19 protein-coding genes are annotated in these 24,400 nt (G+C 56.7%); 9 read left to right on the top strand and 10 right to left on the bottom strand.

Annotated elements, in window-relative coordinates:
- Positions 1-48 precede the first annotated feature (48 nt).
- Together DDT56_RS15025 and DDT56_RS15030 are read right to left on the bottom strand one after the other, a co-directional pair.
- Entirely contained in the window at positions 49-1,338 is a 1,290-nt protein-coding gene (locus DDT56_RS15025; protein WP_136167243.1) for a CaiB/BaiF CoA transferase family protein, read from the bottom strand.
- 209 nt (positions 1,339-1,547) lie between these two features.
- Complete coding sequence (locus DDT56_RS15030; RefSeq protein WP_136167244.1) at positions 1,548-2,717, bottom strand: acyl-CoA dehydrogenase family protein; 1,170 nt, start codon at positions 2,715-2,717, stop codon at positions 1,548-1,550.
- Between the two features lie 682 nt (positions 2,718-3,399).
- On the opposite strand from DDT56_RS15030, the gene DDT56_RS15035 reads away from it, so the two are divergent.
- From DDT56_RS15035 to DDT56_RS15070, 8 genes are all read left to right on the top strand, one after another.
- A complete protein-coding gene (locus DDT56_RS15035; RefSeq protein ID WP_136167245.1) occupies positions 3,400-4,548 on the top strand; it encodes an acyl-CoA dehydrogenase in 1,149 nt (382 codons plus the stop codon).
- A gap of 8 nt (positions 4,549-4,556) precedes the next feature.
- Entirely contained in the window at positions 4,557-5,321 is a 765-nt protein-coding gene (locus DDT56_RS15040) for an electron transfer flavoprotein (protein ID WP_136167246.1), read from the top strand.
- Between the two features lie 12 nt (positions 5,322-5,333).
- Positions 5,334-6,293 (top strand): electron transfer flavoprotein subunit alpha, encoded by a 960-nt coding sequence (locus DDT56_RS15045; RefSeq protein ID WP_136167247.1) that lies wholly within the window; start codon positions 5,334-5,336, stop codon positions 6,291-6,293.
- A 51-nt stretch (positions 6,294-6,344) separates the two neighbouring features.
- Positions 6,345-7,634, top strand: a complete 1,290-nt coding sequence (locus DDT56_RS15050) for an FAD-dependent oxidoreductase (protein ID WP_136167248.1) — start codon at positions 6,345-6,347, stop codon at positions 7,632-7,634.
- Complete coding sequence (locus DDT56_RS15055) at positions 7,631-7,915, top strand: ferredoxin family protein (RefSeq protein WP_136167249.1); 285 nt, start codon at positions 7,631-7,633, stop codon at positions 7,913-7,915. Before DDT56_RS15050 ends, DDT56_RS15055 begins: the two co-directional genes overlap by 4 nt.
- A gap of 85 nt (positions 7,916-8,000) precedes the next feature.
- Positions 8,001-9,683 carry a medium-chain fatty-acid--CoA ligase gene (gene fadK / locus DDT56_RS15060; RefSeq protein ID WP_136167250.1) on the top strand — a complete coding sequence of 561 codons (1,683 nt, stop codon included), beginning with the start codon at positions 8,001-8,003 and terminating at the stop codon, positions 9,681-9,683.
- A 13-nt stretch (positions 9,684-9,696) separates the two neighbouring features.
- Positions 9,697-10,251, top strand: a complete 555-nt coding sequence (locus DDT56_RS15065; RefSeq protein WP_246856789.1) for a desulfoferrodoxin family protein — start codon at positions 9,697-9,699, stop codon at positions 10,249-10,251.
- Between the two features lie 787 nt (positions 10,252-11,038).
- Positions 11,039-12,988 carry a glycoside hydrolase family 3 protein gene (locus tag DDT56_RS15070; protein ID WP_136167252.1) on the top strand — a complete coding sequence of 650 codons (1,950 nt, stop codon included), beginning with the start codon at positions 11,039-11,041 and terminating at the stop codon, positions 12,986-12,988.
- 17 nt (positions 12,989-13,005) lie between these two features.
- On the opposite strand, the gene DDT56_RS15075 is transcribed toward DDT56_RS15070, so the two are convergent.
- From DDT56_RS15075 to DDT56_RS15090, 4 genes are all read right to left on the bottom strand, one after another.
- On the bottom strand, positions 13,006-13,464 hold the full coding sequence (locus DDT56_RS15075; RefSeq protein ID WP_136167276.1) for a GNAT family N-acetyltransferase: 459 nt from the start codon (positions 13,462-13,464) through the stop codon (positions 13,006-13,008).
- Positions 13,465-14,027: 563 nt separating this feature from the next.
- Positions 14,028-15,236 carry a lysophospholipid transporter LplT gene (gene lplT / locus DDT56_RS15080; protein WP_136167253.1) on the bottom strand — a complete coding sequence of 403 codons (1,209 nt, stop codon included), beginning with the start codon at positions 15,234-15,236 and terminating at the stop codon, positions 14,028-14,030.
- The gene (gene aas, locus DDT56_RS15085) at positions 15,233-17,380 is read right to left on the bottom strand and encodes a bifunctional acyl-ACP--phospholipid O-acyltransferase/long-chain-fatty-acid--ACP ligase (RefSeq protein WP_136167254.1); all 2,148 of its coding nucleotides are present in this window, start codon (positions 17,378-17,380) and stop codon (positions 15,233-15,235) included. The genes lplT and aas overlap by 4 nt, the downstream gene beginning before the upstream one ends.
- 123 nt (positions 17,381-17,503) lie before the next feature.
- Entirely contained in the window at positions 17,504-19,036 is a 1,533-nt protein-coding gene (locus DDT56_RS15090; protein WP_136167255.1) for an MFS transporter, read from the bottom strand.
- Positions 19,037-19,159: 123 nt separating this feature from the next.
- On the opposite strand from DDT56_RS15090, the gene DDT56_RS15095 reads away from it, so the two are divergent.
- Complete coding sequence (locus tag DDT56_RS15095) at positions 19,160-20,041, top strand: LysR substrate-binding domain-containing protein (RefSeq protein ID WP_136167256.1); 882 nt, start codon at positions 19,160-19,162, stop codon at positions 20,039-20,041.
- Positions 20,042-20,276: 235 nt separating this feature from the next.
- Here DDT56_RS15095 and DDT56_RS15100 read toward each other — a convergent pair whose 3' ends face one another.
- From DDT56_RS15100 to DDT56_RS15115, 4 genes are read right to left on the bottom strand one after another with little or no spacing between them, the layout of a single operon-like run.
- Complete coding sequence (locus DDT56_RS15100) at positions 20,277-21,044, bottom strand: FCD domain-containing protein (RefSeq protein WP_136167257.1); 768 nt, start codon at positions 21,042-21,044, stop codon at positions 20,277-20,279.
- A gap of 56 nt (positions 21,045-21,100) precedes the next feature.
- Complete coding sequence (locus tag DDT56_RS15105) at positions 21,101-21,418, bottom strand: PTS sugar transporter subunit IIB (RefSeq protein ID WP_136167258.1); 318 nt, start codon at positions 21,416-21,418, stop codon at positions 21,101-21,103.
- A 53-nt stretch (positions 21,419-21,471) separates the two neighbouring features.
- A complete protein-coding gene (locus tag DDT56_RS15110) occupies positions 21,472-22,908 on the bottom strand; it encodes a glycoside hydrolase family 1 protein (RefSeq protein ID WP_136167259.1) in 1,437 nt (478 codons plus the stop codon).
- Complete coding sequence (locus tag DDT56_RS15115; RefSeq protein ID WP_136167260.1) at positions 22,905-24,266, bottom strand: PTS sugar transporter subunit IIC; 1,362 nt, start codon at positions 24,264-24,266, stop codon at positions 22,905-22,907. Before DDT56_RS15115 ends, DDT56_RS15110 begins: the two co-directional genes overlap by 4 nt.
- Between the last annotated feature and the right edge of the window lie 134 nt (positions 24,267-24,400).

The raw sequence follows: 24,400 nt of genomic DNA on the forward strand, positions 1-24,400 counted from the left end.
GAAATCATTTTTCAGGACATTACTTTTCTTAACCGGACGGCAGGAATATTAGCGTTTGATGGAATCGATGCCATAACTCGGACTGAGTACGCTCTCCGGTGCAGGTTCTTCGGAATAGCACAACACCTGGTCGTCGGTAGCCATTGTGTCAATCTGCCCATCAGAGTAACCATACTCACGCATAACTTCGCGCGTGTCATAACCTATAGGCCTGGACCTGTAGAGCACAGGATCGCCCACGCTCTTAATACGGATCGGGGTGGTCGTGATGGTATATTCACCGAGGGCGTCGTAATGGATTTTCCTGAGTATGTCGTTGTCAAAAGCTTCCTGGTCTTCAAGAATATCGTCCACGGTAAAGCACTTCTGGAACGGAATATCCCTTTCTTTGAACAACTTCTCCCAGTAGGAAAAGTCCTGTGTCGCAAAGGCTTCTTCCATCCACTTGATAACCTGCCTATATGCCCCGGTTTCACCGATAACCTCCAGCGTGTCATAATCTTTGTTACCGACCAGGTGATCCAAACCCATGGTGGTCATGACGAGCTCGAAGTACTTGTTATAGTTGCCGAAGCAAATGATGAACCAAATGCCATCCCTGCTTTTATATGAATTATTCGTGGGGCAAGGAGCATTCTTCCGATCTTTTGGATACTCAGCGCCCTGCTGACGGGCAACGACGGCGGAGGTCATGGCCCAGACTGCGCAATGGTAAAGATTAACGACAACCTTGTCGCCTTTGCCGCTTTTTAGTCTTCTTACCAGTGCAGCAAGTACCCCGGCGGTCAATGCTACGCACGCATTCCAGTCGCCAATCGCAATAGGGGCATTACCCGGCTCAAAGTGTTCATTTGCCTGGGGGAAGGACATCACCAATCCGCCGCGGGCAGAATATGACGTGGCGTCAAAACCTTTAGCGTCTCGTTCCGGCCCTCTTTCTCCGTAGCCCCTCATCTGCCCCCATACGATGTGAGGAAACTTCTCGCTCAAGGTTTCGTAGTCCAGACCCAGCCGTTTAAGCGCGCCATCCCGAAAACTGGTAATAACAATATCCGAATCACCGATGAGCTTGTAGATGAGAGCCTTACCGCCCGGGCTTTTCAGATTGATACTGAGCCACTTCTTGTTCATAGAACTCATGTCAAACGCGGCATCATCAAACTTGGTCTTGTGATTCATGCCCCAACTCGCGCCCTGGGTACGCTGTTCGTCGCCAGTGAAAGGTTCTATCTTATAAACCGTAGCCCCCATCTCCCCCAGAATTCGCGGGCATGCAGGACCCGCGACATAAGCAGTCAGATCCACAACCTTAATGCCTTCCAGTCCTATATTAGACATTTTCACGTTCTCCTCTGTTACGACTGTGGGCGCATGGCCGATGTGAATATTCAGCCATGCATTGCTGTTTACTTCACCCTCTTCACCTGCCCATATTATGTACCGCGACCGGCGAGCCACTTACGCACCATTCGGCGGTTCCCTGCTAAAAAAGGAATGACCGCACCATTCGGTGTAACCATTCCTCCCGGGTTATACGATGCAATGCATTAAACAATCACACCGCCGCTAGCAATCAGGGGACGCGCAATGGTCAGGCGTTGTACGGTACGTGGACCTTCCTCGAACCACAGCGCTCTGGCATCTCGATACATTCTTTCCACCGGACCATAGGGGTTGTCTTCGAAATAACCAATACCGCCGAAGATTTCCAGACAGCTATCCGATACGGTGCGCACAGTATCGATGCCGTGGAGCTTACACATCGACGACACCATTTCGATGCTTTCACCACGGTCAAACTTCCTGGCGCAATCCTGTAGCATCAGGCGTAGCGCATGTACCTGAGTTCCCATATCGGCAATAGTTTGCTGTATCGCCTGCCGGGCGATGAGAGGCTTACCAAATGTTACCCGGTCTTCGGCTCGTTTGATGGCCAGTTCAAGGAAACGCTGTGACAAACCGAGGCAAGTGACAGCAACCATGGCGCGCGAATGCGCCAGCGCTTCCATGAAGATATCCAGCCCATCGCCCTCCTTACCCAGAATATTGTGGGCTGGCACCTCACAATTTTCGAAACGTAAGTCAGCATGGCCGGCACCGCGGCACCCCATCATATGCGGCATCGGATCGGTATAGTAACCTGGCGTATTGGTATCAACGATAAACGCCGTCAAACCGCCTTTCTTACGTTTTGTTTCGTCGGTTACGGCAATGACATAAGCGGCTTTGGCAATGTCGGTATGAGAAATCAGTGTCTTGGTTCCATTCAAAATATACTTGTCGCCTTTTCTGATTGCAGTGGTGCGGATATCGGCACCAGAGCCGCTGTCTGCTTCAGTCAGTGCGAAGAGGATATAAAAATCCCTTTCGTCGGCCAGCCGCGGTAACCACTGCGCTTTCAAATCTTCCGGGCCGTGATCGCGCAAAATACGCCAGCTAAGACCGTTGGCACAATGCAGGTTCATGCGCATGCCGCCCGGACCACGGCTGAATTCTTCCATAACGGCAAAAAACTGCTCGCAGTTAAGTCCCAGACCACCATACTCTTCGGGAAGGCTCAGCCGAACCAGATCATTTTTAACGATGACATCATAATAGGCATCAGGAAATACGTTGGTTCTTTCCGCCTCCTCCTGTAATTCTTCAAGCTCGGTCTCGGTCACTTTACGGATTTTTTGTTTCAGGGTTTCCAATTCTTTTTCTGATAGTATGGCCATATACTAACCTCTGTTTGTCATGGGGTTAAAATAATGGGTGACGCATTTTAAATTCCTATTACCATAAGGTTTTGTTAAAAAAACGCGTAACCGCTGATAGAGTCTTTTAAAAATAGTATCCGGTTATGCAGATGATGGAGCATTATAAGAATATTGCATTGGGTTTTAAAATTGACATTTGCGACAAATAGTTGGATAAAACGCCCCAATACAATAAAGAACAATATAATTTATTTATTACCCATTAAAAACAAAGCATTACAACCTAACCCAACAATCAATAAACATATTAATAAATTAACAGAATTTCTTGACTTGAGAGATAGATCAATATTAAGTTAATATAATCACCTTCTGATAAAATTCACAGTAAGAAATAAAATCATGACAACCTCACAAATAATAGCAATGTCCAATTTGTCCTATTAATGGTTTTAATTGTCAATGTTTAATCCACGATAATTGCCCTATGCTGACAGTGTCTTATAAATATACCCTGATAAGGGTAAGCGCGGCTTGGCGGAGGCAATAATAACTTTCCGTCAGTGACGTTTAATATTTTTCGGTGCACAACGTAATCAAGCCAAACTTGCCAATATATAACCAGCGGTGATTGCCACTTACTAACGAGGAGGCGTTATGGACTTCCAGGCCGGCAATAAAACAATCAATAGGGGGACATATGGATTTTAAATTAACGGAAGAACAAGAACTGTTACTGGCAAGCATCCGTGAATTAATTAACCGCGATTTTCCCGAGGAATATTTTAAAACCTGCGATGAGTCGCACGAATTTCCCCGTAAATTTTTTGTTGCTTTAGCCGAAAGCGGAATCGGTCTGCTGGGCATCCCTGAGGAGTTCGGCGGTGTGCCGGCGGATATGCTAACTCAGGTACTGGCGATAGAAGAGGTTGGACGCCTAGGTGCGCCGGCCTATAACATGACCGGAGGACTGTGTATGCATAATATGCAGCGTTTCGGCAGCCCGGAGCAGTTGCAGAAAACCGCAGAAACAAGTCTGAGCGGGCTCCCCGCCTATTCACTGGCCTTTACCGAACCGCAGGCCGGGTCCGATAACAATCGCATCGCCACCACCTATACGCGAAAAAACGGCAAGGTCTACCTGAACGGACAAAAAACCTTTATCACCGGCGCAAAAGACTTTCCTTATATGCTGGTACTGGCCCGCAATCCACAGCCGGAAGACGCCAAACACTGCTTTACCCTATGGTGGCTCGATCCTCATTCACCAGGAGTTAAATGCAACGATCTACATAAGGTCGGCTGGCATATGGTCAGCAATTGCGAAGTTTTCCTCGACAACGTTGAGCTGGAAGAGAGCGCGATGGTAGGCCGCGAAGGCTACGGCTTTATTCATATGATGGAAAACTTTGAAATTGAACGGCTGGTTATCGCCGCACACTCCCTCGGCGTTGCCGAGTGCGCTTTTGAGGATGCCGCCCGCTACGCCAACCAGCGCGTTCAGTTCGGTAAACCCATCGGTCAGTTCCAGATGCTCCAGCTCAAACTCACTCAGATGGCCATCAAGATTCAGAATATGAAGAACTTTGTCTACCGCGTAGCCTGGGAGTGCGACAACGGATTGCCGCTGCGCGCGTCTTCACCGATGTGCAAAGTCTATTGTACGCAGGCGGCGGGAGAAGTGGTTGATGATGCTCTACAAATCCTGGGGGGACTGGGCTACACCGACGATAGCCGGATTTCTCGTTTCTGGCGCGATATCCGCGTCAACCGCATTACCGGCGGTACCGATGAAATCATGGTGTATATCGCCGGCCGGCAGATCCTGAAACAGTATGAGAGCAGATAGGGGGAACAATGAAAATCATCACCTGTTGCAAGCTGGTGCCTGAAGAACAGGACATTGTGATCACGGCTGAGAGAACGCTGAACTTCGATCGCGCCGGCACCAAGATCAGCCAGTTTGATCTGAATGCGCTGGAAGCGGCGGTTCAGATCGCCGGCGACGGCGATCGTATCATCGCGCTCAGCGCCGGCGGCAAACTGCTGGAAAATTCCAAAGTCCGCAAGGATCTCTTGTCGCGCGGCCCCGACGAGCTTTATCTGGTGCAGGACGAACGTCTGGAACGCGCCCTGCCTTACGATACCGCGCAGGCGCTGTCCGCCGCCGCCGGCAAGATCGGTTTCGATCTGCTGCTGTTCGGCGAAGGTTCCGGCGACCTGTACGCCCAGCAGATCGGGCTGCTGGTCGGCGAACTGCTGCAGCTTCCCACCGTCAATGCGGTCAGTAATATCCAGCTTGTCGATAACCGCGTCCTGGTTGAACGCACCCTGGAAGATGAAGTGGAAGTGCTGGACATCCCCCTGCCAGCCGTGCTGTGCGTCACCTCCGATATCAACGTGCCGAAGATCCCCTCGATGAAAGCCATTTTGGGCGCGGGGAAAAAGCCGGTGACGCCATGGCGCCCGGACGACATCGGCTGGACGCCCTCCTCCCCGCACAGCGAACTGGTCAGCGTCTTTGCCCCGGCTCAGACCGAGCGTAAACACATCATCATTGAAGATGACTCACCCGAAAGCGTCAGCCAACTGGCCGACTATCTGAGTAACGCGCTGAACTAAGAGGACAACATCATGAGCAAACTGACCAACGTATGGGTGTTCAGCGACAAGAACGATCGCTATGCCGAACTGCTGGCCGGCGCACGTCAGCTGGGAGAACGGGTGACGGCGCTGGCGACTAACGCCGACAGCGTCGAACATATTCAGCGACAGGGGGCGGATACGCTCTATCGGCTGGCCGAACCGTCGCCTTTACAGCGGATAGAAAATTACGCGGAAACCATTGCCGCCGCGATAAAGCATCAGGTTGAGCAAGCCAATGCGCAGACCGCCACGCTGATCCTGCTGGCGGCGACCAAACGCGGCAAAGCGCTGGCGGCCAGACTGAGTATCCAGCTCGATGCCGCGCTGGTTAACGACGCCACCGCCCTGAGCGTGAAAGACGACGCTATCTATGCCGAACACCGCATGTACGGCGGTCTGGCCTTCGGCCGGGAAAAAATCAATACCCCGATTGCCGTCGTCACGCTGGCTCCCGGCGTATTCGAACCGCAGCCGGAAAGCGCGCCGCGCCCCTGCCAGGTGATACAAACGGACTACATCACGCCCCGACGAGAAATCGTTTGCCAGGAACGCCGGGGAAAACCCGCCAGCAGCGTGGATCTGAGTAAAGCCAAACGCGTGGTGGGCATCGGCCGGGGTCTGGTGGCGCAGGACGATCTGCGCATGGTGCAGGAGTTGGCGGCGCTTCTTCAGGCCGAGGTGGGCTGCTCGCGGCCGATCGCCGAAGGCGAACACTGGATGGAGCGCGAGCGCTATATCGGCGTGTCCGGCGTATTGCTGAAATCCGATCTTTATCTGGCGTTGGGCATTTCCGGGCAGATCCAGCATATGGTCGGCGGCAACGGCGCCAAAACCATCGTCGCCGTCAACAAAGACAAAAACGCCCCTATTTTTCAGTACGCCGACTATGGCCTGGTGGGGGATATCTACAAGGTCGTGCCCGCCCTGATCGAACAGCTAAGTCGCTAATAATAAACGGTCCGCCCACATAAAACGGACGCGGACCTGGGAGCTGAAAGCATGTCGGAAGAAAAATTCGATGCCATCGTGGTCGGGGCGGGCGTCGCCGGATGCATCGCCGGTTACGTGATGGCCAAAGCCGGGCTGGATGTTCTGGTGATAGAACGCGGCAACGCGGCCGGCAGTAAAAACATGACCGGCGGGCGTCTTTATGCTCACAGTCTGGAAAAAATCATGCCCGGCTTTGCGCAGGAAGCGCCGCTGGAAAGGAAAGTCACCCGGGAAAAAATTTCATTTTTAACCGAAGAAAGCGCCGTCACGCTGGACTTTCATACCGAGCAGCCAGACCAGCCCCAGCAAAACTCCTATACGGTGTTGCGCGGCGAGTTTGACCCCTGGCTGATGGAAAAAGCGGAAGCCGCTGGCGCGCAGTTTATTGCCGGCGTCCGGGTCGACGCCCTGCTTAAAGAGGGCGACAGGGTTACCGGCGTACAGGCGGGCGAGGATACGCTGGCGGCCAATATCGTCATTCTGGCCGATGGCGTTAATTCCCTGCTTGGCCGCGACATCGGCCTGGTTGCGCCCCCCTCGCCGCACCACTTCGCGGTCGGCGTTAAGGAACTGATCTCGCTGCCGCAGTCGCAGTTGGAAGATCGCTTTAACCTGCCCCCCGGAGAAGGAGCGGCCTGGCTGTTCGCCGGCTCGCCGTCGGACGGGCTGTTGGGCGGCGGTTTTCTTTATACCAACCGCGACACGCTTTCTCTCGGGCTGGTTTGCGGGCTGGGGGATATCGAAAAGGCGCGCAAAAGCGTGCCGCAGATGCTGGAGGATTTTAAGCGCCATCCCACCATCCGGCCGCTTATTCAGGGAGGAACATTACAGGAATATTCGGCGCATATGGTGCCGGAGGGCGGGATGGCGATGCTGCCCCGGATGGTCGGCAATGGCGTAATGATCGTCGGCGATGCCGCCGGTCTCTGCCTGAATCTGGGCTATACCGTGCGCGGTATGGATCTGGCTATCGCCTCGGCGGAAGCGGCCGCCATCACCGCTATCGAGGCAAAACAGACGCAAGATTTCAGCGCCGACGGTTTGATGGGCTACAGCCGGCAGTTGGAGCAGAGCTTCGTGTTGCAGGATATGCAGCGCTACCGCAAGCTGCCCGCCCTGATGGAAAACCCGCGTCTATTCAACCAATACCCGCGTATGGCCGCCGACCTGATGTCCGATTTATTTGTTATCGACGGTCAAGCGAGCCGATCCGTTGCGGCAAAAATCTGGTCGCGCGGCAGGCAGGTCGGCCTGATCAATCTACTAAAAGACGGGTTCAACGGAGTACGCGCGCTATGAGCGAGGTCAATGTCGAGATCAAGCTGGGGGTCAATAAGTTCCGGGTGGATGAAAGCAATCCGCATATCCTGCTGGTTGACGCGCCCGACCCGGTTCAATTCAGAAAACTGGTTATCGCCTGTCCCGCCGGTCTGTATAAACAGGACGCCGAAGGCAATATCCAATTCGACTACGCCGGCTGCCTGGAGTGCGGCACCTGCCGGGTGCTGTGCGGCGATACCATCCTGGAGAAATGGGAATACCCGCAGGGCACGTTCGGCATCGAATACCGTTTTGGCTGACTGCCGTTACTGCCTGGGACGCCGGCGATGTATATGAAAAAACAGAATACTGCGGCGGCATATAACCCATAACCGGGGAATACCAATGAGCATCACAATCAAATTTAATGCGGCGCGCAGAACGCTGTATCGGGAAATGGGGTATTGGGGCGATGCGTCGCTGGCGGATTATTGGCATATGACGGCCATCGCCGCGCCGGAAAAATGCGCCGTCATCGATAACCACGGCGCGAGCTACACCTATGCGCAACTGGATAACGCGGCGGCGCGCCTGGCCTCTTATCTGCTCGCCGCGGGCATCCGGCCCGCCGACAGAGTGGCGTTTCAACTCCCCGGCTGGTGCGAGTTCACGATGATTTATCTGGCCTGTCTGAAAGTCGGGGCGGTATCCGTTCCGCTGCTTCCCGCTTACCGCGAATCAGAACTCACCTGGATACTCAACAAATGCCGGGCGCGTCTGTTATTTATGCCGACGCGTTTTAAAAACGCCGAACCGACGTCCGTCATCGCTCCGCTGCGCGCCCAATTGCCTTACCTGCGGCAGGTGATTGCCGTCGATAAGCTGGCGCCCGCGACGTCAGAGCCGTCATTAAGCCGGATCCTGCGGGATTCGCCGGCGCTGGAACAGCCTATTCCGACCCAGGGCGACAGCCTGGCCGCCGTGTTATTTACCTCCGGCACCGAAGGGTTTCCCAAAGGGGTTATGCTGACGCACAATAATATCCTCGCCAGCGAGCGCGCCTTCTACGCCACGCTGAATCTGACCTGGCTGGATAGGATTCTGATGCCCGCCCCGCTGGCGCACGCCACCGGTTTTTTGCATGGCGTTACCGCGCCTTTTCTTATCGGCGCCCGCAGCGTCCTGCTTGATATCTTCAACCCGTCGCAATGTCTGACGCTGCTGGAGCGGGAGAAATGCACCTGCATTATGGCCGCGACGCCCTTTCTGTATGACATATTGTGCGTCCTGCAAAAGCAGCGCTACGATTTGTCTTCGCTGCGCTTTTTCCTCTGCGGCGGCACGGCGATACCGAAAAAAATCATCAAAGAGTGCCTGCAGGCGGGGATCCCGGTTTTCAGCGTCTACGGCGCAACGGAAAGCGCCCCTCACACCATGGTAAAACCCGATGCGCCGCGGTCGCGCATCATTAATACCGACGGGGCCGCCACGCCCGGCGTCGAAATTAAAGTCGTCGATAAGGCCCGGCAGCCGGTGCCGTGCGGAGAAGAAGGCGAAGAGGCCTCCCGCGGGCCAAACGTTTTTATGGGGTATCTGGATGAGCCGGAATTAACGGCCGACGCGCTGGACGAAGAGGGCTGGTACTATAGCGGCGACCTGTGTCGCATGGATAAGGAAGGCTATATCAAGATCACCGGCAGGAAGAAAGATCTGATTATTCGCGGCGGGGAAAAAATCAGCAGCCTGGAGCTGGAAGAAATTCTGCTGCAACACCCCCGGGTCAGGGAAGCCGCGGTGGTCGCCATGCCGGACGAACGACTGGGGGAACGCGCCTGCGCCTATGTGGTATTGCAACACCCCTATCGCACGCTGACTCTGGATGACGTCATTGCGTTTTTCAGCCGAAAACGCGTGGCCAAATATAAATACCCCGAGCATGTGGTGATCGTCGATCGTTTGCCGCGCACCGCCTCGGGCAAGACCAAAAAATACCTGCTGCGGCGGGACATTACTCAACGTCTCGGACTGGATGATAGCAGCAATCCGACGGGAAACATCATTACGTTTCCTCCCTTTGTTGCAACATAGCGGAGGGATGTTGATGTTATCCGGAAACAAAAATACGGGAAGACCCGGCGCCGGACATAAAACCTCAACCCGGATCAGAAACAGCACGAAACCGACGTTCTCCGCCGCCGCGCCGCTCTTTTATCGTTGCGCCCGCTGCCGCCGGCTGGTGGTACAGCAATTCGCCGGGGATGGCGCGTTATCCCTCACCTGCTGCGGCGAAGCGATGAGCGAGTTAACGCCGCGTTCGCCGACCGACGACGAGGCCGACCAACATCTGCCCGCCATGGTGGTGTCCGGCGGTTTTGAATCCAACGCCTTGTCCGTCACCGTCGGTATGCCGCCGCATCCGATGGATAACGAGCACCATCTGGAATGGATTTACCTCTATACGTTCCAGGGCGGACAAATCAAATTTATCGCGCCGGGCGATAAGCCCGCGGCCATCTTTTCACTCGCCGAAAAAGATGCCTACGTCTATTGCGACCGCACGATATGCAAGGGCAGCCGGTGCAAATTCAACTGCAAGCGCGGCTTTACCGCCTATGCGTATTGCAACCGGCACGGCCTGTGGAAGAACGCCTTTTAGGCGGGCGGCTCAATAGGACAAGGCACGGGACGGATCGTGAATGCGTTCACGGTTTTCCCTTCCCAGATTGCTATAGTCACTCAGGCCGTTCGCATCGGACGGCGTCAGGATTGTGACTGTTTATACCCTAAATAATTCGAGTTGCAGGAAGGCGGCAAGCGAAGGACAAATTCGTCGGGAACGAATTTGACCAGCCAACGGCTGGCCTCCGGTGAGAGACAGGATGTCTCTCATTTAATCCCGATGAGCTTACTCAAGTAAGTGATTCGGGTGACTAAGCGCAGCCAACGCACATGCAACTTGAAGTATGACGGGTTATACAGGCAAAACCTAAACCTCTCGACGTATCGCTACCCTTGCGGGGAATGATGCGTCGCGGCGTTTAGGTTTTTTTTATGGCGGGCGTCCTGCCCGCCCCCCTTCGGGCCGTTGCTACGCAACGTTGAAAAACACTCCCGGTGTTTTTTTATGGCGGGCGTCCTGCCCGCCCCCCTTCGGGCCGTTGCTACGCAACGTTGAAAAACACTCCCGGTGTTTTTTTATGGCGGGCGTCCTGCCCGCCCCCCTTCGGGCCGTTGCTACGCAACGTTGAAAAACACTCCCGGTGTTTTTTTATGGCGGGCGTCCTGCCCGCCCCCCTTCGGGCCGTTGCTACGCAACGTTGAAAAACACTCCCGGTGTTTTTTTATGGCGGGCGTCCTGCCCGCCCCCTTCGGGCCGTCGTGATGCGACGTTAAAAATCGCTCCCGGGAATTTCTTTATCGTTTATCGGACAAAGGACGGGTATATGAAGAACACAATGTTGTCGTTAGGGATGCTGTGCTGCGCCGTTCCGGTCGCGGCGACGCAACCGGTACTGACCTGGCACGCGGGAAAAATCATCGAGCGGGACGGACTACAGTTCCGCGATCTGAACCGCGATGCCGAACTGCAGCCCTACGAGGACTGGCGCCTGCCGGCGCAAGAGCGGGCGCAGGATCTGCTGTCTCGCATGACGCTGCCGGAAAAGGCCGGCATGATGATGCACGCTTCGGCGTCGTCCGTCGGGGATCCCATCGGCCGCGGCGCCGCCTACGATCTGGATGCCAACCGTCGGCTGGTGGTGAACAAGCAGGTGAACAGCCTCATTACCCGCCTGAACGAGTCCGCTCCCGCAGAGTTCGCCCGGCAGAATAATTTGTTGCAGGAGATCGCCGAAGCCTCCCGCCTGGGGATCCCGCTGACCATCAGCGTCGATCCGCGCAATACCTATAGCTATGCCATGGACGCCGCGCCGTCGCCCGCCGGTTTCTCCCAGTGGCCGGCGCCGCCGGGAATGGCCGCCATCGGCAACGAGGAGCTGATCCGGCATTACGCCGACCTCATCCGCCAGGAGTACCGCTCCGTCGGCATCACCCAGGCGCTGTCGCCGATGGCGGATCTGGCTACGGAACCGCGCTGGTCGCGCATCGACGGCACCTTTGGCGACAATAAGGAACTGGTAAAGAAAATGGTGCGGGGCTACGTCGCCGGGATGCAGAACGGCACCGGAGGGCTGAACAGCGCCAGCGTCAGCTCGGTGGTGAAACATTGGATCGGGTATGGCGCGTCAGACAAAGGATTCGACGGCCACCACTACTACGGCAGATATGCGCCGTTTAAAGACTCGCAGGCGCTGGAGGAGCATATCTATCCCTTCACCGGGGCGTTCGAGTCCGGGGTCGCCGGAGTGATGCCGACCTACCCCATCCTGAAGGACGCGGTCTATAAGGGCACGTCCATTGAGCAGGTGGGAGCAGGCTTCAACCAATTCCTGCTGCAGAACGTGTTGCGCGGAGAGTACGGCTTCCGCGGGGTGATCGTCAGCGACTGGCTGATCACCGCCGACTGCGTCGGCACCTGTATAACGGGCTATCCGCCCGGTGAAAATCCCGGCGTGGATATCGGTATCCCCTGGGGCGTGGAACACCTGTCGGTGGCGGAGCGCTTCGTCAAGGCCATCGAGGCCGGGGTGGATCAGTTCGGCGGCGTGGACGACTCATCGCTCATCGTGCAGGCCGTGCGCGAGGGTAAGTTGAAGGAGGCGCGCATCGATAGTTCGGTGCTGCGTATCCTGGAACAGAAGTTCCTTCTGGGGCAGTTCGAGGCGCCGTTTGTCGATCCGCAGCGGGCGGAGCGGGTGCTGAACAATAGAGACGCGCAGCGGCAGGCGGATCGGGCGCAGTACGACTCGCTGGTGCTGTTGAAGAAGCGGGACGGCGTGCTGCCGATAAAACCGGGCGCGAAGGTTTATGTCTGGGGGATGAGCCGCAAGGCGGCGCAGAGCGCCGGCCTGACGCTGGTCGAGCGCCCGGAACAGGCGGAGGTGGCGATCGTGCGCGTCAACGCCCCTTACGAGCAGCCGCACAGGAACTTCTTCTTCGGCGCCATGTACCACGAGGGCGCGCTGGACTTCAAGCCGGACGACCCGCAGTACCGGGCGATCCTCGCCGCGGCCCGTCACGTACCCACAGTGGTGACCGTCTACCTCGACCGGCCGGCGATCCTGACCGCGATCGAGGATAAGGCCGCCGTGCTGCTGGGGAATTTCGGCGTCAGCGACGAGGTGCTGCTGCGCTCGCTACTCAGCGACAGAGCCTATACCGCCCGGCTGCCGTTCGAACTGCCCTCCTCAATGACGGCGGTGGAGCAACAGCGCGGCGATGTGCCGCACGATTCGCCAGTGCCGCTCTATTTCTCGGGATTCGGGTTGCAATAAGACAGGGGACACGTCGCCTATAAAATAATATTGCGCATATCAATATGAGGAATGCCGTCTTCGTCGTACGCCTCGCCGGTGGCGACAAAACCGAAGGCGGCATAAAAATCCTGCAAGTGCGCCTGGGCGGAGAGAAACAGATGCTTTTGCGGCCAGTGGCGGGCGCAGCCGATCAGCACATGCTCCATCAGCAGATGTCCCAAATGCAGCCTTCTGGCGTCGGGCGCAACAATCACCCGTCCGATGGTGACCACATCGTTGCCCGGATGCGGCGCCAGCAGGCGCGCATAGGCCACGATGCCGCCGTGGCGATAGGCGGCGATATGGCGACTGCCGTCCGCCAGATCCCGGCCGTCGATATCCTGATACGGACAGCGCTGCTCCACGATAAAAACCTGATTGCGCAGCGCCAGAATGTCATGGAGTGAATAAACGTTCAGATCGGCAACATGCCAGTCATGCCATATCAGATCCATATCCGCCTCTATCCTGTCATCATTACAATGCATTCACTTATCCTAACGGCTCATGCCGTCAGATTGCTGGCAAAGTTCGAAACATTACCATTAATTACCCCACCCCGCCCCTCCCCCTTGTCAGGGCTGTCTCTTAGTCACATTTACTGTTAACGGTATATGTAAGCTCAGTGTTATTTCGTGCGCGAAAAGAATGGTATTTTTATGCCACGTCGTAGCACGCGCCCGACTCAGGACGCTCAAGCGCCGCAGCCCTGAGAACCCTGGCTTCCGGCTGAAATTATGCCGCTTCGCGGTGCCTTCGGAATCGGAGGTCTCCTGTCGAACCGCCATTGACGCGCTCCCGGCGCGGCACTGGCTTTCGCCGCGTCCATGCGGCTCATTCGGGAGACCTCCCATTCCTCAGCATAATTTTTTACGCCGACCAAAAGCAAAAAACCAAGATCCAAGACCAGAATACACATGGCCTCTAGAGGTTCCTTGGATTTGTGACTAAGAGACAGCCCTTGTCAGGGGGAGGAGCCAAACTCCCTCCCCTGCGAAGGGTCGGGGTGGGGTGAAACTCACTGCTCCCGCCGTTTCGCGTAAATCAGCCATAGCCACAATAGACCAATGGCGCAGGCGAATAATACGCCGAAGCCAATGCCGATGGTGATAACCGATACGCCCAGTTTAACCACCAGCGAATAGAGCCCCAGCATCAGCAGCATGGCGGCGTTCTCCCCCAGGTTCTGCACGGCGATGGCGTTGCCGGCGCCGACGCTGGCCTTTCCCCGCTCCTGCAGCAGCGCATTCAGCGGCACGATAAAGAATCCCCCCAGCGCGCCGAGCAGAATCAGCAGCGCATAGGCGCTGAACAGGCTCTGTTGCAGCGTGAAAATCACCACCACCACGCCAATCAGCACTCCCGCCGGCAAGCAGCGCTGTACCGTTTTCAGCGTAATCAGTTTGGCCGCCGCCCCGGCTCCGAACACAATGCCCACCGCCACCATCGCATTGAGCAGCGTCGGCGTGGCGTTATCGGTGATGCCGAGCGCCAGCGGCACCCACAGCACCAGCAGAAAACGCAGCGTCACTCCCGCGCCCCAGAACAGGCTGGTGCCGAGCAGGGAAAAACGGGTTTCGCCATCGCGCCAGAGTACGCGACAGGCGGAAAAGAAGCCGCGCGCCATCCGGGCGGGATGCCAGGACTGACCGGGCCGCGCCGCGCCGAGCCGCGGGATCAGCATATTGGCGCCCAGCGCCACGCCGTAGGCCGCCGCACAGACGGCCAGCGCGGCGAACAGATTCCAGTCCGCCAGTACGCCCCCGGCCACCGACCCGGTGAGGATCGCCGCGATGGTCGAGGCTTCCATCAGGCCGTTGGCTTTCACCAACTGGTCGCCGTGGGTTATCTCCCCCAGAATGCCGTACTTGGCGGGCGAGTACGCCGCCGCCCCCACGCCCACCAGCGTATAGCCGAGAAACGGATTGCCGCCGAAGCAGATAAGCAGCGCCCCGGCCAGCTTCAGGATGTTGGCGAACATCATCACCCGGCCTTTGGCGAAGCTGTCCGCCACCTGCCCGACAAACGGCGCCAGCACGATATAGGCGGCAACGAAGCCCATTTGTAAAAACGGCTGACTCCATTCGGGATAGACCAGCTGTTTAATCAGCGCCAGCGTGGCGAACAGCAGCGCATTGTCGCCAAACGCCGAGAAAAACTGCGCGATAATCACCGCGCTCATACTGCGCGACAGCAGCGGGGTAGTCTGTGGCAAGGTCTGATTCATTCCGCCTGCTCCGCCATTTCACGCAGCGTGACAAAATCGGGCTTGCCGCTGCCGAGTAACGGCAATGCCTTCACATGCCGAATATCGCGCGGCACCGCCAGTTCCGGCACGCCGCTGCTGCGCGCCTGCGCCGACAGCCGTTCACGGGTTAGCTGGCCGTCGGTGGTAAACAGCACCAGCGCCTCGCCTTTGCTGCTGTCGCTGCGGGCGCTGGCGGCGTGCTGAGCCTGCGGGGAAACCGCCAATGCCAGTTGCTCCACGCTTTCCAGCGACACCATCTCGCCGGCGAGTTTGGCGAAGCGTTTGACCCGGCCGACGATGGTGCAGAAGCCGGTTTCATCCAGTTCGACGATATCGCCGGTGTCATACCAGCCCGCTTCGATTTCGCCCTGCGCGTTTTCCGCCGCCGGCGTTTCCAGCACGCCGGGATGCTCGACGCGCAGGTAGCCTTTCATGATATTCGGCCCGCGCAGTTGCAGGCGTCCGCCCCGCTCGATGCCCGGCACCGTAATCAGCCGCGATTCCATTTCCGGCAGCAGACGTCCGACGGTATGGATTTTCGCCGCCATCGGCACGTTGATCGCCACCACCGGCGCGCACTCCGTCACCCCGTAGCCTTCCAGAATGCGGATGCCGAATTTATCCTGCCAGGCCTGACGCGTGGTTTCCGATAGCTTCTCCGCCCCGGCCACCACATAGCGTAAACGGGCGAAATCATAAGGATGGGCAAAGCGCGCGTAGTGGCCCAGAAAGGTGGAGGTGCCGAACAGCACGGTACAGTTCTGGTCGTACACCAGCTCTGGCACGATGCGGTAATGCAGCGGACTGGGATAGAGGAATACCCTGGCCCCGGTGATCAGCGGGGTCAGCAGCCCGACTGTCAGGCCGAAGGCATGGAACAGCGGCAGCGCGGACATAAAACGGTCGCGCGGCGTGAAGTCCGCCACGGTGCGAATCTGTTCGACGTTCGCCAGCAGGCTGTCGTGGGAATGCACCACGCCTTTCGGACTTCCCTCGGAGCCGGAAGTAAACAGGATCATCGCCGCATCGTCCGCCTGCTGCATCAGCATCGCCCTGGCGGGGAATAGCAGATGAAACAGGATCCACAGCTTATCCGCCAGGGTGACGGTATCTTTTAAATCTTCCAGATAGACCCAGTTGGCCCCGCCGACCTGCTGCGGCAGGTCGGTCAGCTTGCCTTTTTCCAGAAACTGGCGCGAGGTGACGATGGTGTGGATGCCGGCGGCTTTCATGGCGCTTTGCAGCCCTTTCGCCCCCGCCGTGTAGTTCAACATCGCCGGCACCCGGTTGCGCAGCGACGCCCCGAGGATCGCCGCCGCGGTGACGGTGGCGTTGGGCAGCAGCAGGCCGACGTGCTCATCTTCACGGGTAAAACGCTGCAAAATCCGCGCGACGCCCAGCGATTTTTTCAGCACCCCCTGATAGCTGTCTTCTTTAAACGAAATATCCGAAATACAAGGGGAACGCCGTCCGTAGCGGGTGCGCGCGGCGAGAAAAGCCTGATACAGCGTGTGCCGCGGCCGCGTCGCCATCCTGGCGTGCATCATAATTCGATGCAAATGTTCGCCCGCCAGAATACGGCGTTCTCTGGCGCTGTTCGCCTCCGGCATCGGCAGCGTGGTGGGCGGCAGATATTTTATCGTGATCTGCGGGAACCAGCGGCGCTTGAACACCCCGGACAGCCGACCGAACGGGGTAAACTCCGCGCCGTCCAGCCTTACGGGAACAATGGTCGCGCCGGATTTCGCCGCCACAAACGCCGCCCCGCTGTAGATTTTCATCAGCGATCCCGTCACGGTGATGCGCCCTTCGGGAAACACCACCACCGGCTGCCCCCGCTCAATCAACCTAATCAGCCCCTTGATGGCGAGCGGCTTGGTCGGGTCCAGCGGCACGAAATCAATATAGGGTTTCAGCCAGCGCATAAACCAGCGGTCCGAAATGGTGGAATAGACCCCAAATACCGGTTTGATGGGTAAAAACAGCGCCAGCAGCGCGCCGTCGAGAAAGGAGACATGGTTAGGGGTAATCAATAACTTGGACTGCTGAAAATGGCGGCTGTCGCCTTCAATCCGGATGCGGTACAGTCGTCTGAACACCCAGCGTAACAGGGTATAAATCATGTCTTCTCCCAATAGACAGATAAAGGCTATGGACTGCGAAAAGCAGAACGGTGGGCCACTGTAACCAAAATACGCCCGGTATCAAAATATCTTAGCCCAGTATAGTAGAAGACAATGCGCTATTTATCCCCGTTCCCTTTCGCGCTGCGCAGCGGACCTATCCGGATGCGCTTCACCACGGCGCAGGGCGAAAAAAACCGCCAGCGCGGAAAGCAGCGTGATCGCCATCAGCCATAACAGCAACGGATGAAACGAGGCGGCATAAAGTTGCTGAAGCTGCGTCGCGCTGGAGTGCGGCAGGAGACGCTGCGCCCGCGACAGGTCTCCCGTTGCCAGCCGCTGCGCCGCCTCGCCGACATCCCCGACGGCGTCGGAGGCCAGCAGCGCCGTATGGATAAACGCGGCGAGCATCGCCCCGACCGTCGCCAGCGCCAGTCCTTCACCGGCCACCCGCGTGGTGCTGAAAATGCCGCTCGCCATCCCCGCCCGTTCAATCGGCACTACGCCGATCGACAGTCCGTCCATCAGTCCCCACGGCAGACCTGTGCCGACGCCAATCACCAGCATCGGCGCAATCATCCCCGGCACGTCCTGCGCCAGCACCGCCTGACTCAGCCAGCCAAGACCGCCGGCGGCAATCACCAGCCCGGCGGTGCACAGTTTCCCCGGCGCTATCCATCGCGTCAGCCATCCCGCCAGCAGCGGAACGATCAGCATGGGCAGCGATAGCGCCATCATCATCAGCCCGGCGCGCTCTTCGCTCAAACCGACCACGCCGATAAACAGCATCGGCAACAGCACCAGCAGCACCACGAAGCAAAAACCGGTGGCCAGCGGCAGCGCCTGTACGCCGATAAAACGCGGGAAGCGAAACAGCGACAGCTCAAGCATCGGGTGCGCCACCCGCAGCTCCACGCGGATAAACACCGCCAGCAACAGCGCCGCGCTCGCCAACAGCGACGATACCAGCGCGCTGCGCAGGCCGTATTGCGGAATAGCCATCAGCGCCCAGGTCAGCAGCGCCAGCATGGCGGTAAACGACAGCGTTCCCGGCCAGTCGATTCCCGTTGCCTGCGGATTGCGCGTTTCACGCATTTTTGACGTGCCGGTCAGCAGGGAAAGCAGGGCGACGGCCGCGATGAAAAAAAACACCGAACGCCAGCCCCAATGGGCGATCAGCGTCCCGGCAAGAAACGGCCCGAACGCCAGGCCGATGCCAAAGCTGCTGCCGAGCAGGCTGAAAGCCCGAGTCCTCGAGTGTCCCGTAAACTCCTGAGCCAGCGCCGCGGAGCCCCCGGCCAATGCCGCGGCGGCGGCAATGCCCTGCGCCGCGCGCAACAGGTTAATCCCGATCAGGCTACCGCTTAGCGCCTGCAATAAGGAAAACAGCGCGAACAGCGCCACCCCGCCGATAAACACCTTCTTCCTGCCGAATTCATCCGCCAGCGCGCCGGCCGCCATCAGGGTACAGCCGAAACTGAGCATAAAGGCGTTGGTGATCCAGCTCAGCGCCTGAGCGCCGCCACCCAGTTCACGGGCGATTGCCGATGTCGCCACCGCGCCGCCGACAAAATTGAGCGGCAGGATCACCGACGCCAGACACACGGTGAACAACACGCGGAGGCTGCCCGTCGCACGGATAGATAAAGACTTCATCGCTTTCCCCTGAAAAGTAATTCGTGCTAAAGATGATAAAATGTCTTCAATTAAACAAAAACAGGCTTCATTTCCGTTCATTGCGGACTAAATAGCTCTAATAGGCGGAAGGAAGATAGTGCGATGGATAGTCTCAACGGATTAGTGGCGTTTGTGCGCGCGGCGCAGAGTCAGAGCTTTGTCGCCGCCGCCGAACGGATAGGCATTTCCGCATCGGCGGTCGGCAAAAGCGTGGCGCGGCTGGAAGAAAAACTCAACGTGCGTTTGTTCAATCGCAGTACCCGGCGCATCAGCCTGACCGATGAAGGCCAGCTGTTCTTCGAGCGCTGCCAACATATCGTGGCGCAACTGGAGGAGGCCGAGCAGGAGCTGGTGCGGATCTCCGCCGTGCCGCGCGGCAAATTGCGCATCACCGCCCCGGCGATTGGCTACCGCATGCTGCTGCCTCATTTGCCTGAATTCCGGCAACGTTATCCCGAGGTGGAACTGGATCTCGATTTCAGCGACCGCATGGTGGATATGATTAATGAGGGTTTTGATATTGCGATCCGCAGCGGCGAGCTTATCAGTTCGCAAATGATGTCACGCCGGCTGGGGCCGTTTCGCTTCGTCATTGTCGGCAGTCCGGCCTATTTTGCCGACCGCCCGCCCCCGCAGACCCCGCAAGCGCTGCAACAGCACGCCTGCCTGCGTTACCGCTTTCCCAATAACGGCCAATGGCAAGAGTGGGATATCGACGATACCTCGCCGGTGGCATTACCGCTGGCGCTCAGCAGCAACAATCTGGAATCGCTATTGCAGGCGGCGTTGCAGGGGCTGGGCATTGCCTATGTGCCGGAGTTTATCGTGCGGGACTATCTGGCATCCGGGGAACTGGTATCGGTACTGGCGCCCTATCTGAAAGACGCGGGAAAATTCTCCGTCGTCTGGCCGAGCAGCCGTCATATGCTGCCGAAAGTGCGGGTATTTATTGATTTCCTGAGCGAAAAGCAGGTGCTGGGTTGATGAATTCAGCTTAAATTACAGACAAAAAAAACCTACGCATCCGCGTAGGTTGGTGTAATCAAATGGTTCAATGTACAGAGCACATCGATTTATCACCAATCAATACCTCTGGGACTTGATACTCTAAAGATAGCGCGCCGGGTACACCAGTGTGTAATCGAAAGAGATCTACCAGAAGTGCAACGAACTGTAAAATTCTGCCGTATCCTGTAAGCACCGCGGCAATTTTCCATTTTTACACCGGCTTGCCCTGGAAGATGGGCACGGAGTCGAACAGGTAGCCATCAAACTCCGGCGCGTCCGCGTCGGAAATTTCCATCAGCGTATTTTTGACGTTTTCCAGATGTTGCCACATCGTCTGATAGGCGCCGGAAATATCCCGGCGGCGTAGCGCGGCAAGAATGGCCTGATGATCCGCCAGCCACTTCAGGCGGTAGCCATGTGTGCCCACATGGGTATAGAGCTGTTGCCACAGGGCGTTATCGTCGCGGCACGCCCAAATGTGGCTGACCGTATCCAGCAGCATCTGATTTTGCGTCGCCCCGGCGATTTGCAGATGGAACATTTTATCGTAGTCGCCCCGATAGTCTTTTCCCACAATCGCCGTTTGTTCCTGCTCCAGCGTCCGCCGCAGGTTCTCGATGTCCGCGCGGGTGGCCATACGGGCGGCGAAGGCGGCGATATTGCTTTCCAGCAACTGCCGCGCCTGAAGCATTTCAAACGCGCCGATATGGGATTTCTCACTGCGCGCGGCGTCGTTCTCATCGGGGATGCGCAGTACGTACACGCCGGAACCCTGACGAATATCCACCGTGCCTTCCAGCTCCAGCATCAGCAGCGCCTCACGGACAATGGTCCGGCTGACGCCATAGGTTTCCGCAATATTCCGCTCAGGAGGAAGACGCGATCCCACGGGATATTCTCCTGACCGAATTTTTTCCCGCAGATCGCCGCCTATTTCCTGATATTGCTTTTTGTCTTGTAGAACCACATCCTTCGCCACGCTTTCACCCTATTAGCCGGCCATCGCCCGATGTTAATCGCCCACGTCTGATGCGCCTAGTCTACCAAACTCAACGCCTGATCGAGCACTTTTCCCCCATTTAATGTGCCATAGGCGACAGAGTCGATAACTGCGATAGGGATGTGATAACCGTCCGTCAGTTTTTTGTTTTCACTCAGTTTAAACCGCACTTGCGGCCCCAGGAGCACGGCAATGATCTCATTGCCGTGCTCCTGAAGCTCATCGCGCAGCTCTTGTTCCGCAATGGCATAAATCTTGAAATCAAGCCCGCGGGCCGTCGCCTCCCGTTCCATTTTGGTCACCACCAGCGAAGTGGACATGCCAGCGGAACAAGCCAGTACAATTCGTTTCATAACCGCACCTCATTTTTATGGTGATATCCCGGGTTTTCTGGTGACACAGCGCGCTATTTATCCTCATCGTCCAGCGTGAGTTCCAGCGTTCTCGTTTCGCTTAGCCGGCGGAACCACCCGGCGGATTTTTTCGGTCGCCGCAGCCGATCCTGCTCCAGGTCGATCTCGATCAGGCCATAGCGGTTTTTAAACGCGTTCATTGGTGAAACGTTGTCGGTAAAGGCCCACAGCATATATCCCTGACAATTCGCCCCTTCCTCTCTGGCTTTCAGCGTCCAGTACAAATGTTCGGCCACGAAGGCGATGCGGTAATCATCCTGAATCACCCCGCCGCCATCTTTGAACCGGGCTTCATCTTCCACGCCCATACCGTTTTCGGCGACAAACCACGGCATATTGTTATATTCCCGCGTCATGCGCTGCGCCATGTCGTAGATGATTCTGGGGTTGATTTCCCAGCCGCGTGATTTATTCATCCTGCGGCCCGGTAATTCAAAGTGCTCGTAATAATACGCCGGGTGGAAAGGGGTGGTCTTATTCCACTCGCGGCTGGGGGCTTTGACCCGGTGGGGGTAGTACAGGTTGATCCCCACTTCATCCACGGTGTTGTCACGAATAATCGCCAGTTCCTGCGCCGTGTAATCCCACTGGACCTGATGTTGCGCCAATAACTCAATCAGCTCCGCCGGATATTCCCCTTTCAGCATCGGATCGAGGAAAACGCGGTTATAAAACAGGTCATACAGACGCGCGGCCTCGACATCGTGCGCCACACTGGAACGCGGATAGGTCACTTCCGGATTGAGGATTACGCCTATCGTACCGCCGTCCCGGTGATACCCTTGTTGGCGGAATAGCCGTACCACCTTGGCCGTCGCCAGATTCTTATGATGGTTCCACTGCATCCAGGCGTGGGTGTTCTGTTCATAAGGGTAACGTAGCGCGTCCAGATAAACCCGGGTTTGCACCACAATCGGTTCATTAAAGGTAAACCAGCGCTTCACCTTGCCCGCATAGCGGGCAAAAACGGCTTCGGCATACTGCACAAACCACTCCACCACCTGCTTCGACGTCCATCCCTGATACTTTTCCAGCAGATAGGCCGGCAATTCGTAATGCTCCAGACAGAGCATGGGTTCAATCCCCTGCCGATGCAGCTCATCCAGCAGATTATCGACATAGGCGGCGTATTCCTCGTCCACGATCCCTTTTTCATAGTCCAGCATAAAGCGCGACCAGTTGATCGAAGTGCGGAAATGCGTCAGCCCGGCCTGCTTCATCAGGGCCACATCTTCGCGATAGCGGTTAAAAAAATCCGTGGCTTTTGCCGGACCGTAACCGTTGTGCCACACTTGGCGATCCTGTTTGTACCAGAGATCCAGATAGGAATCTTGCCCCTCTTTTTTACCGCCCCACCCTTCGGTCTGCCAGGCGGAAGCGGCGGCGCCCAAAATAAAATCGGGCGGAATGGTTAATGAAACGTTGCTCATGACCGACCTCTCTTATCGTCTGTGGTTTTTTCTGCCGCGGCCAGTTTTTCCGCTTCGAGTTGTACCAGATCGGCGCGACGGGAAGCCACTTTGACAAACGGCAGGTAAATCAGGGTGGCGACGATGATGCACACAATCTGCGTCGCCACCGCCCCCATCGAACCGGCGGTGGACAGCCAGGCGTTGACAATCGGCGGCGTGGTCCACGGCACCATCACCACCGCTTTGCCGGCAAATCCCATACTGGTGGCGAAATAACCGATGGTTCCGGTCACCAGCGGAGTGATAATGAAAGGAATGGCCAGAATCGGATTGAGCATAATTGGCATGCCAAAAATAACCGGCTCATTGATATTGAACACGCAGGGACCGAAGGAAATTTTGGCGATCTCTTTCATCTCTTTGCGTTTTGAGGCAATCATCACCGCCAGCAGCAGGCCGATGGTCAACCCGGAACCACCGATGCTCATATACACATCCCAGAACGGCATGGTAATGATGTTCGGGATCTCCAGCCCCTGTTCAAAGGCGGTCATATTGACGGCAATCGCCCCCAGCAGCAGCGGTTCGCGAATTGGTTTAATCATCTGATTGCCGTGAATGCCGATCACCCAGAACAGCTGCGCGACAAACATCAGCACCAGCAAGCCGGGCAAGCTCTGCACCACTGATTCCAGCGGTTGTTGCACCACCTGATACACCGCGTCATACAGATACATCCCGGTGATGCGATGGAAGACAAAGCCGAAAGTGGCGATGGCGACCACGGTAATGATCGACGGGAACAGCGCCGAGAACGAGGCGGAAACGTTAGGCGGTACGCTGTCCGGCATTTTAATGCGCAACCATTCCACCCGCTCCAGTTGGGTGTACATTTCTACCGATAGAATGGCGATAAACATGCCTAGAAACAGGCTCTTGGTATCGGAGAACTGTTTGGCCAGCACGTCTTTGACCACCTGCATCTCGCCGTCCACCGCCATTTCGATAGTAGTGGGCGTCACGGCGATAAAGCAAATCACCGCCAGCAGACCGGGAAACAGACTGCGCGAACCGTTAATCCGTCCCAGTTCAATACCGATCAGAAATACCGCGCCGATGGTCAGAAAGCTCAGCGTGGCGTAGTTAATGCCGCTCATGATCGGCTTTAATTCCGCTAAAAACGAAAACATGGCAAAACTTGCCAGACCGTTTTTAGGATCGAGCACCATGTTGGAAATCAGCACGGAAAAAGCGCCGACGATAATCACCGGCATCAGCGTAATAAAGGATGCCTTAATTGCCATAATATAGCGCAGGCTATTAAATTTATTGGCAAAGGATCCTAATGAATCAATCAGTTGATCCTTGAATGACATAACACCACCCTTTAATCGTCGTGTTTTTATGTCGAGTTTGAAAAACCCGCAGATGGCCGTTACGCACAGAGTCAATTCAAGTACGGCGCTTTGGCGTTTGGCATACCAAAAATCGTTCATAACGAAATTATTTT

The sequence above is a fragment of the Brenneria corticis genome, assembly GCF_003115855.1.
Taxonomy (GTDB): Bacteria; Pseudomonadota; Gammaproteobacteria; order Enterobacterales; family Enterobacteriaceae; genus Brenneria; species Brenneria corticis.

What these genes read in the sequence shown, in the direction of transcription:
- DDT56_RS15105 (WP_136167258.1), bottom strand. Translation starts at nt 21,418, where the DNA reads ATGAAACGAATTGTACTGGCTTGTTCCGCTGGCATGTCCACTTCGCTG.
- fadK (WP_136167250.1), top strand. Translation starts at nt 8,001, where the DNA reads ATGAGCATCACAATCAAATTTAATGCGGCGCGCAGAACGCTGTATCGG.
- DDT56_RS15110 (WP_136167259.1), bottom strand. Translation starts at nt 22,908, where the DNA reads ATGAGCAACGTTTCATTAACCATTCCGCCCGATTTTATTTTGGGCGCC.
- DDT56_RS15035 (WP_136167245.1), top strand. Translation starts at nt 3,400, where the DNA reads ATGGATTTTAAATTAACGGAAGAACAAGAACTGTTACTGGCAAGCATC.
- DDT56_RS15050 (WP_136167248.1), top strand. Translation starts at nt 6,345, where the DNA reads ATGTCGGAAGAAAAATTCGATGCCATCGTGGTCGGGGCGGGCGTCGCC.
- lplT (WP_136167253.1), bottom strand. Translation starts at nt 15,236, where the DNA reads ATGAATCAGACCTTGCCACAGACTACCCCGCTGCTGTCGCGCAGTATG.
- DDT56_RS15025 (WP_136167243.1), bottom strand. Translation starts at nt 1,338, where the DNA reads ATGTCTAATATAGGACTGGAAGGCATTAAGGTTGTGGATCTGACTGCT.
- DDT56_RS15040 (WP_136167246.1), top strand. Translation starts at nt 4,557, where the DNA reads ATGAAAATCATCACCTGTTGCAAGCTGGTGCCTGAAGAACAGGACATT.
- DDT56_RS15095 (WP_136167256.1), top strand. Translation starts at nt 19,160, where the DNA reads ATGGATAGTCTCAACGGATTAGTGGCGTTTGTGCGCGCGGCGCAGAGT.
- aas (WP_136167254.1), bottom strand. Translation starts at nt 17,380, where the DNA reads ATGATTTATACCCTGTTACGCTGGGTGTTCAGACGACTGTACCGCATC.
- DDT56_RS15115 (WP_136167260.1), bottom strand. Translation starts at nt 24,266, where the DNA reads ATGTCATTCAAGGATCAACTGATTGATTCATTAGGATCCTTTGCCAAT.
- DDT56_RS15055 (WP_136167249.1), top strand. Translation starts at nt 7,631, where the DNA reads ATGAGCGAGGTCAATGTCGAGATCAAGCTGGGGGTCAATAAGTTCCGG.
- DDT56_RS15075 (WP_136167276.1), bottom strand. Translation starts at nt 13,464, where the DNA reads ATGGATCTGATATGGCATGACTGGCATGTTGCCGATCTGAACGTTTAT.
- DDT56_RS15070 (WP_136167252.1), top strand. Translation starts at nt 11,039, where the DNA reads ATGAAGAACACAATGTTGTCGTTAGGGATGCTGTGCTGCGCCGTTCCG.
- DDT56_RS15045 (WP_136167247.1), top strand. Translation starts at nt 5,334, where the DNA reads ATGAGCAAACTGACCAACGTATGGGTGTTCAGCGACAAGAACGATCGC.
- DDT56_RS15090 (WP_136167255.1), bottom strand. Translation starts at nt 19,036, where the DNA reads ATGAAGTCTTTATCTATCCGTGCGACGGGCAGCCTCCGCGTGTTGTTC.
- DDT56_RS15030 (WP_136167244.1), bottom strand. Translation starts at nt 2,717, where the DNA reads ATGGCCATACTATCAGAAAAAGAATTGGAAACCCTGAAACAAAAAATC.
- DDT56_RS15065 (WP_246856789.1), top strand. Translation starts at nt 9,697, where the DNA reads ATGTTATCCGGAAACAAAAATACGGGAAGACCCGGCGCCGGACATAAA.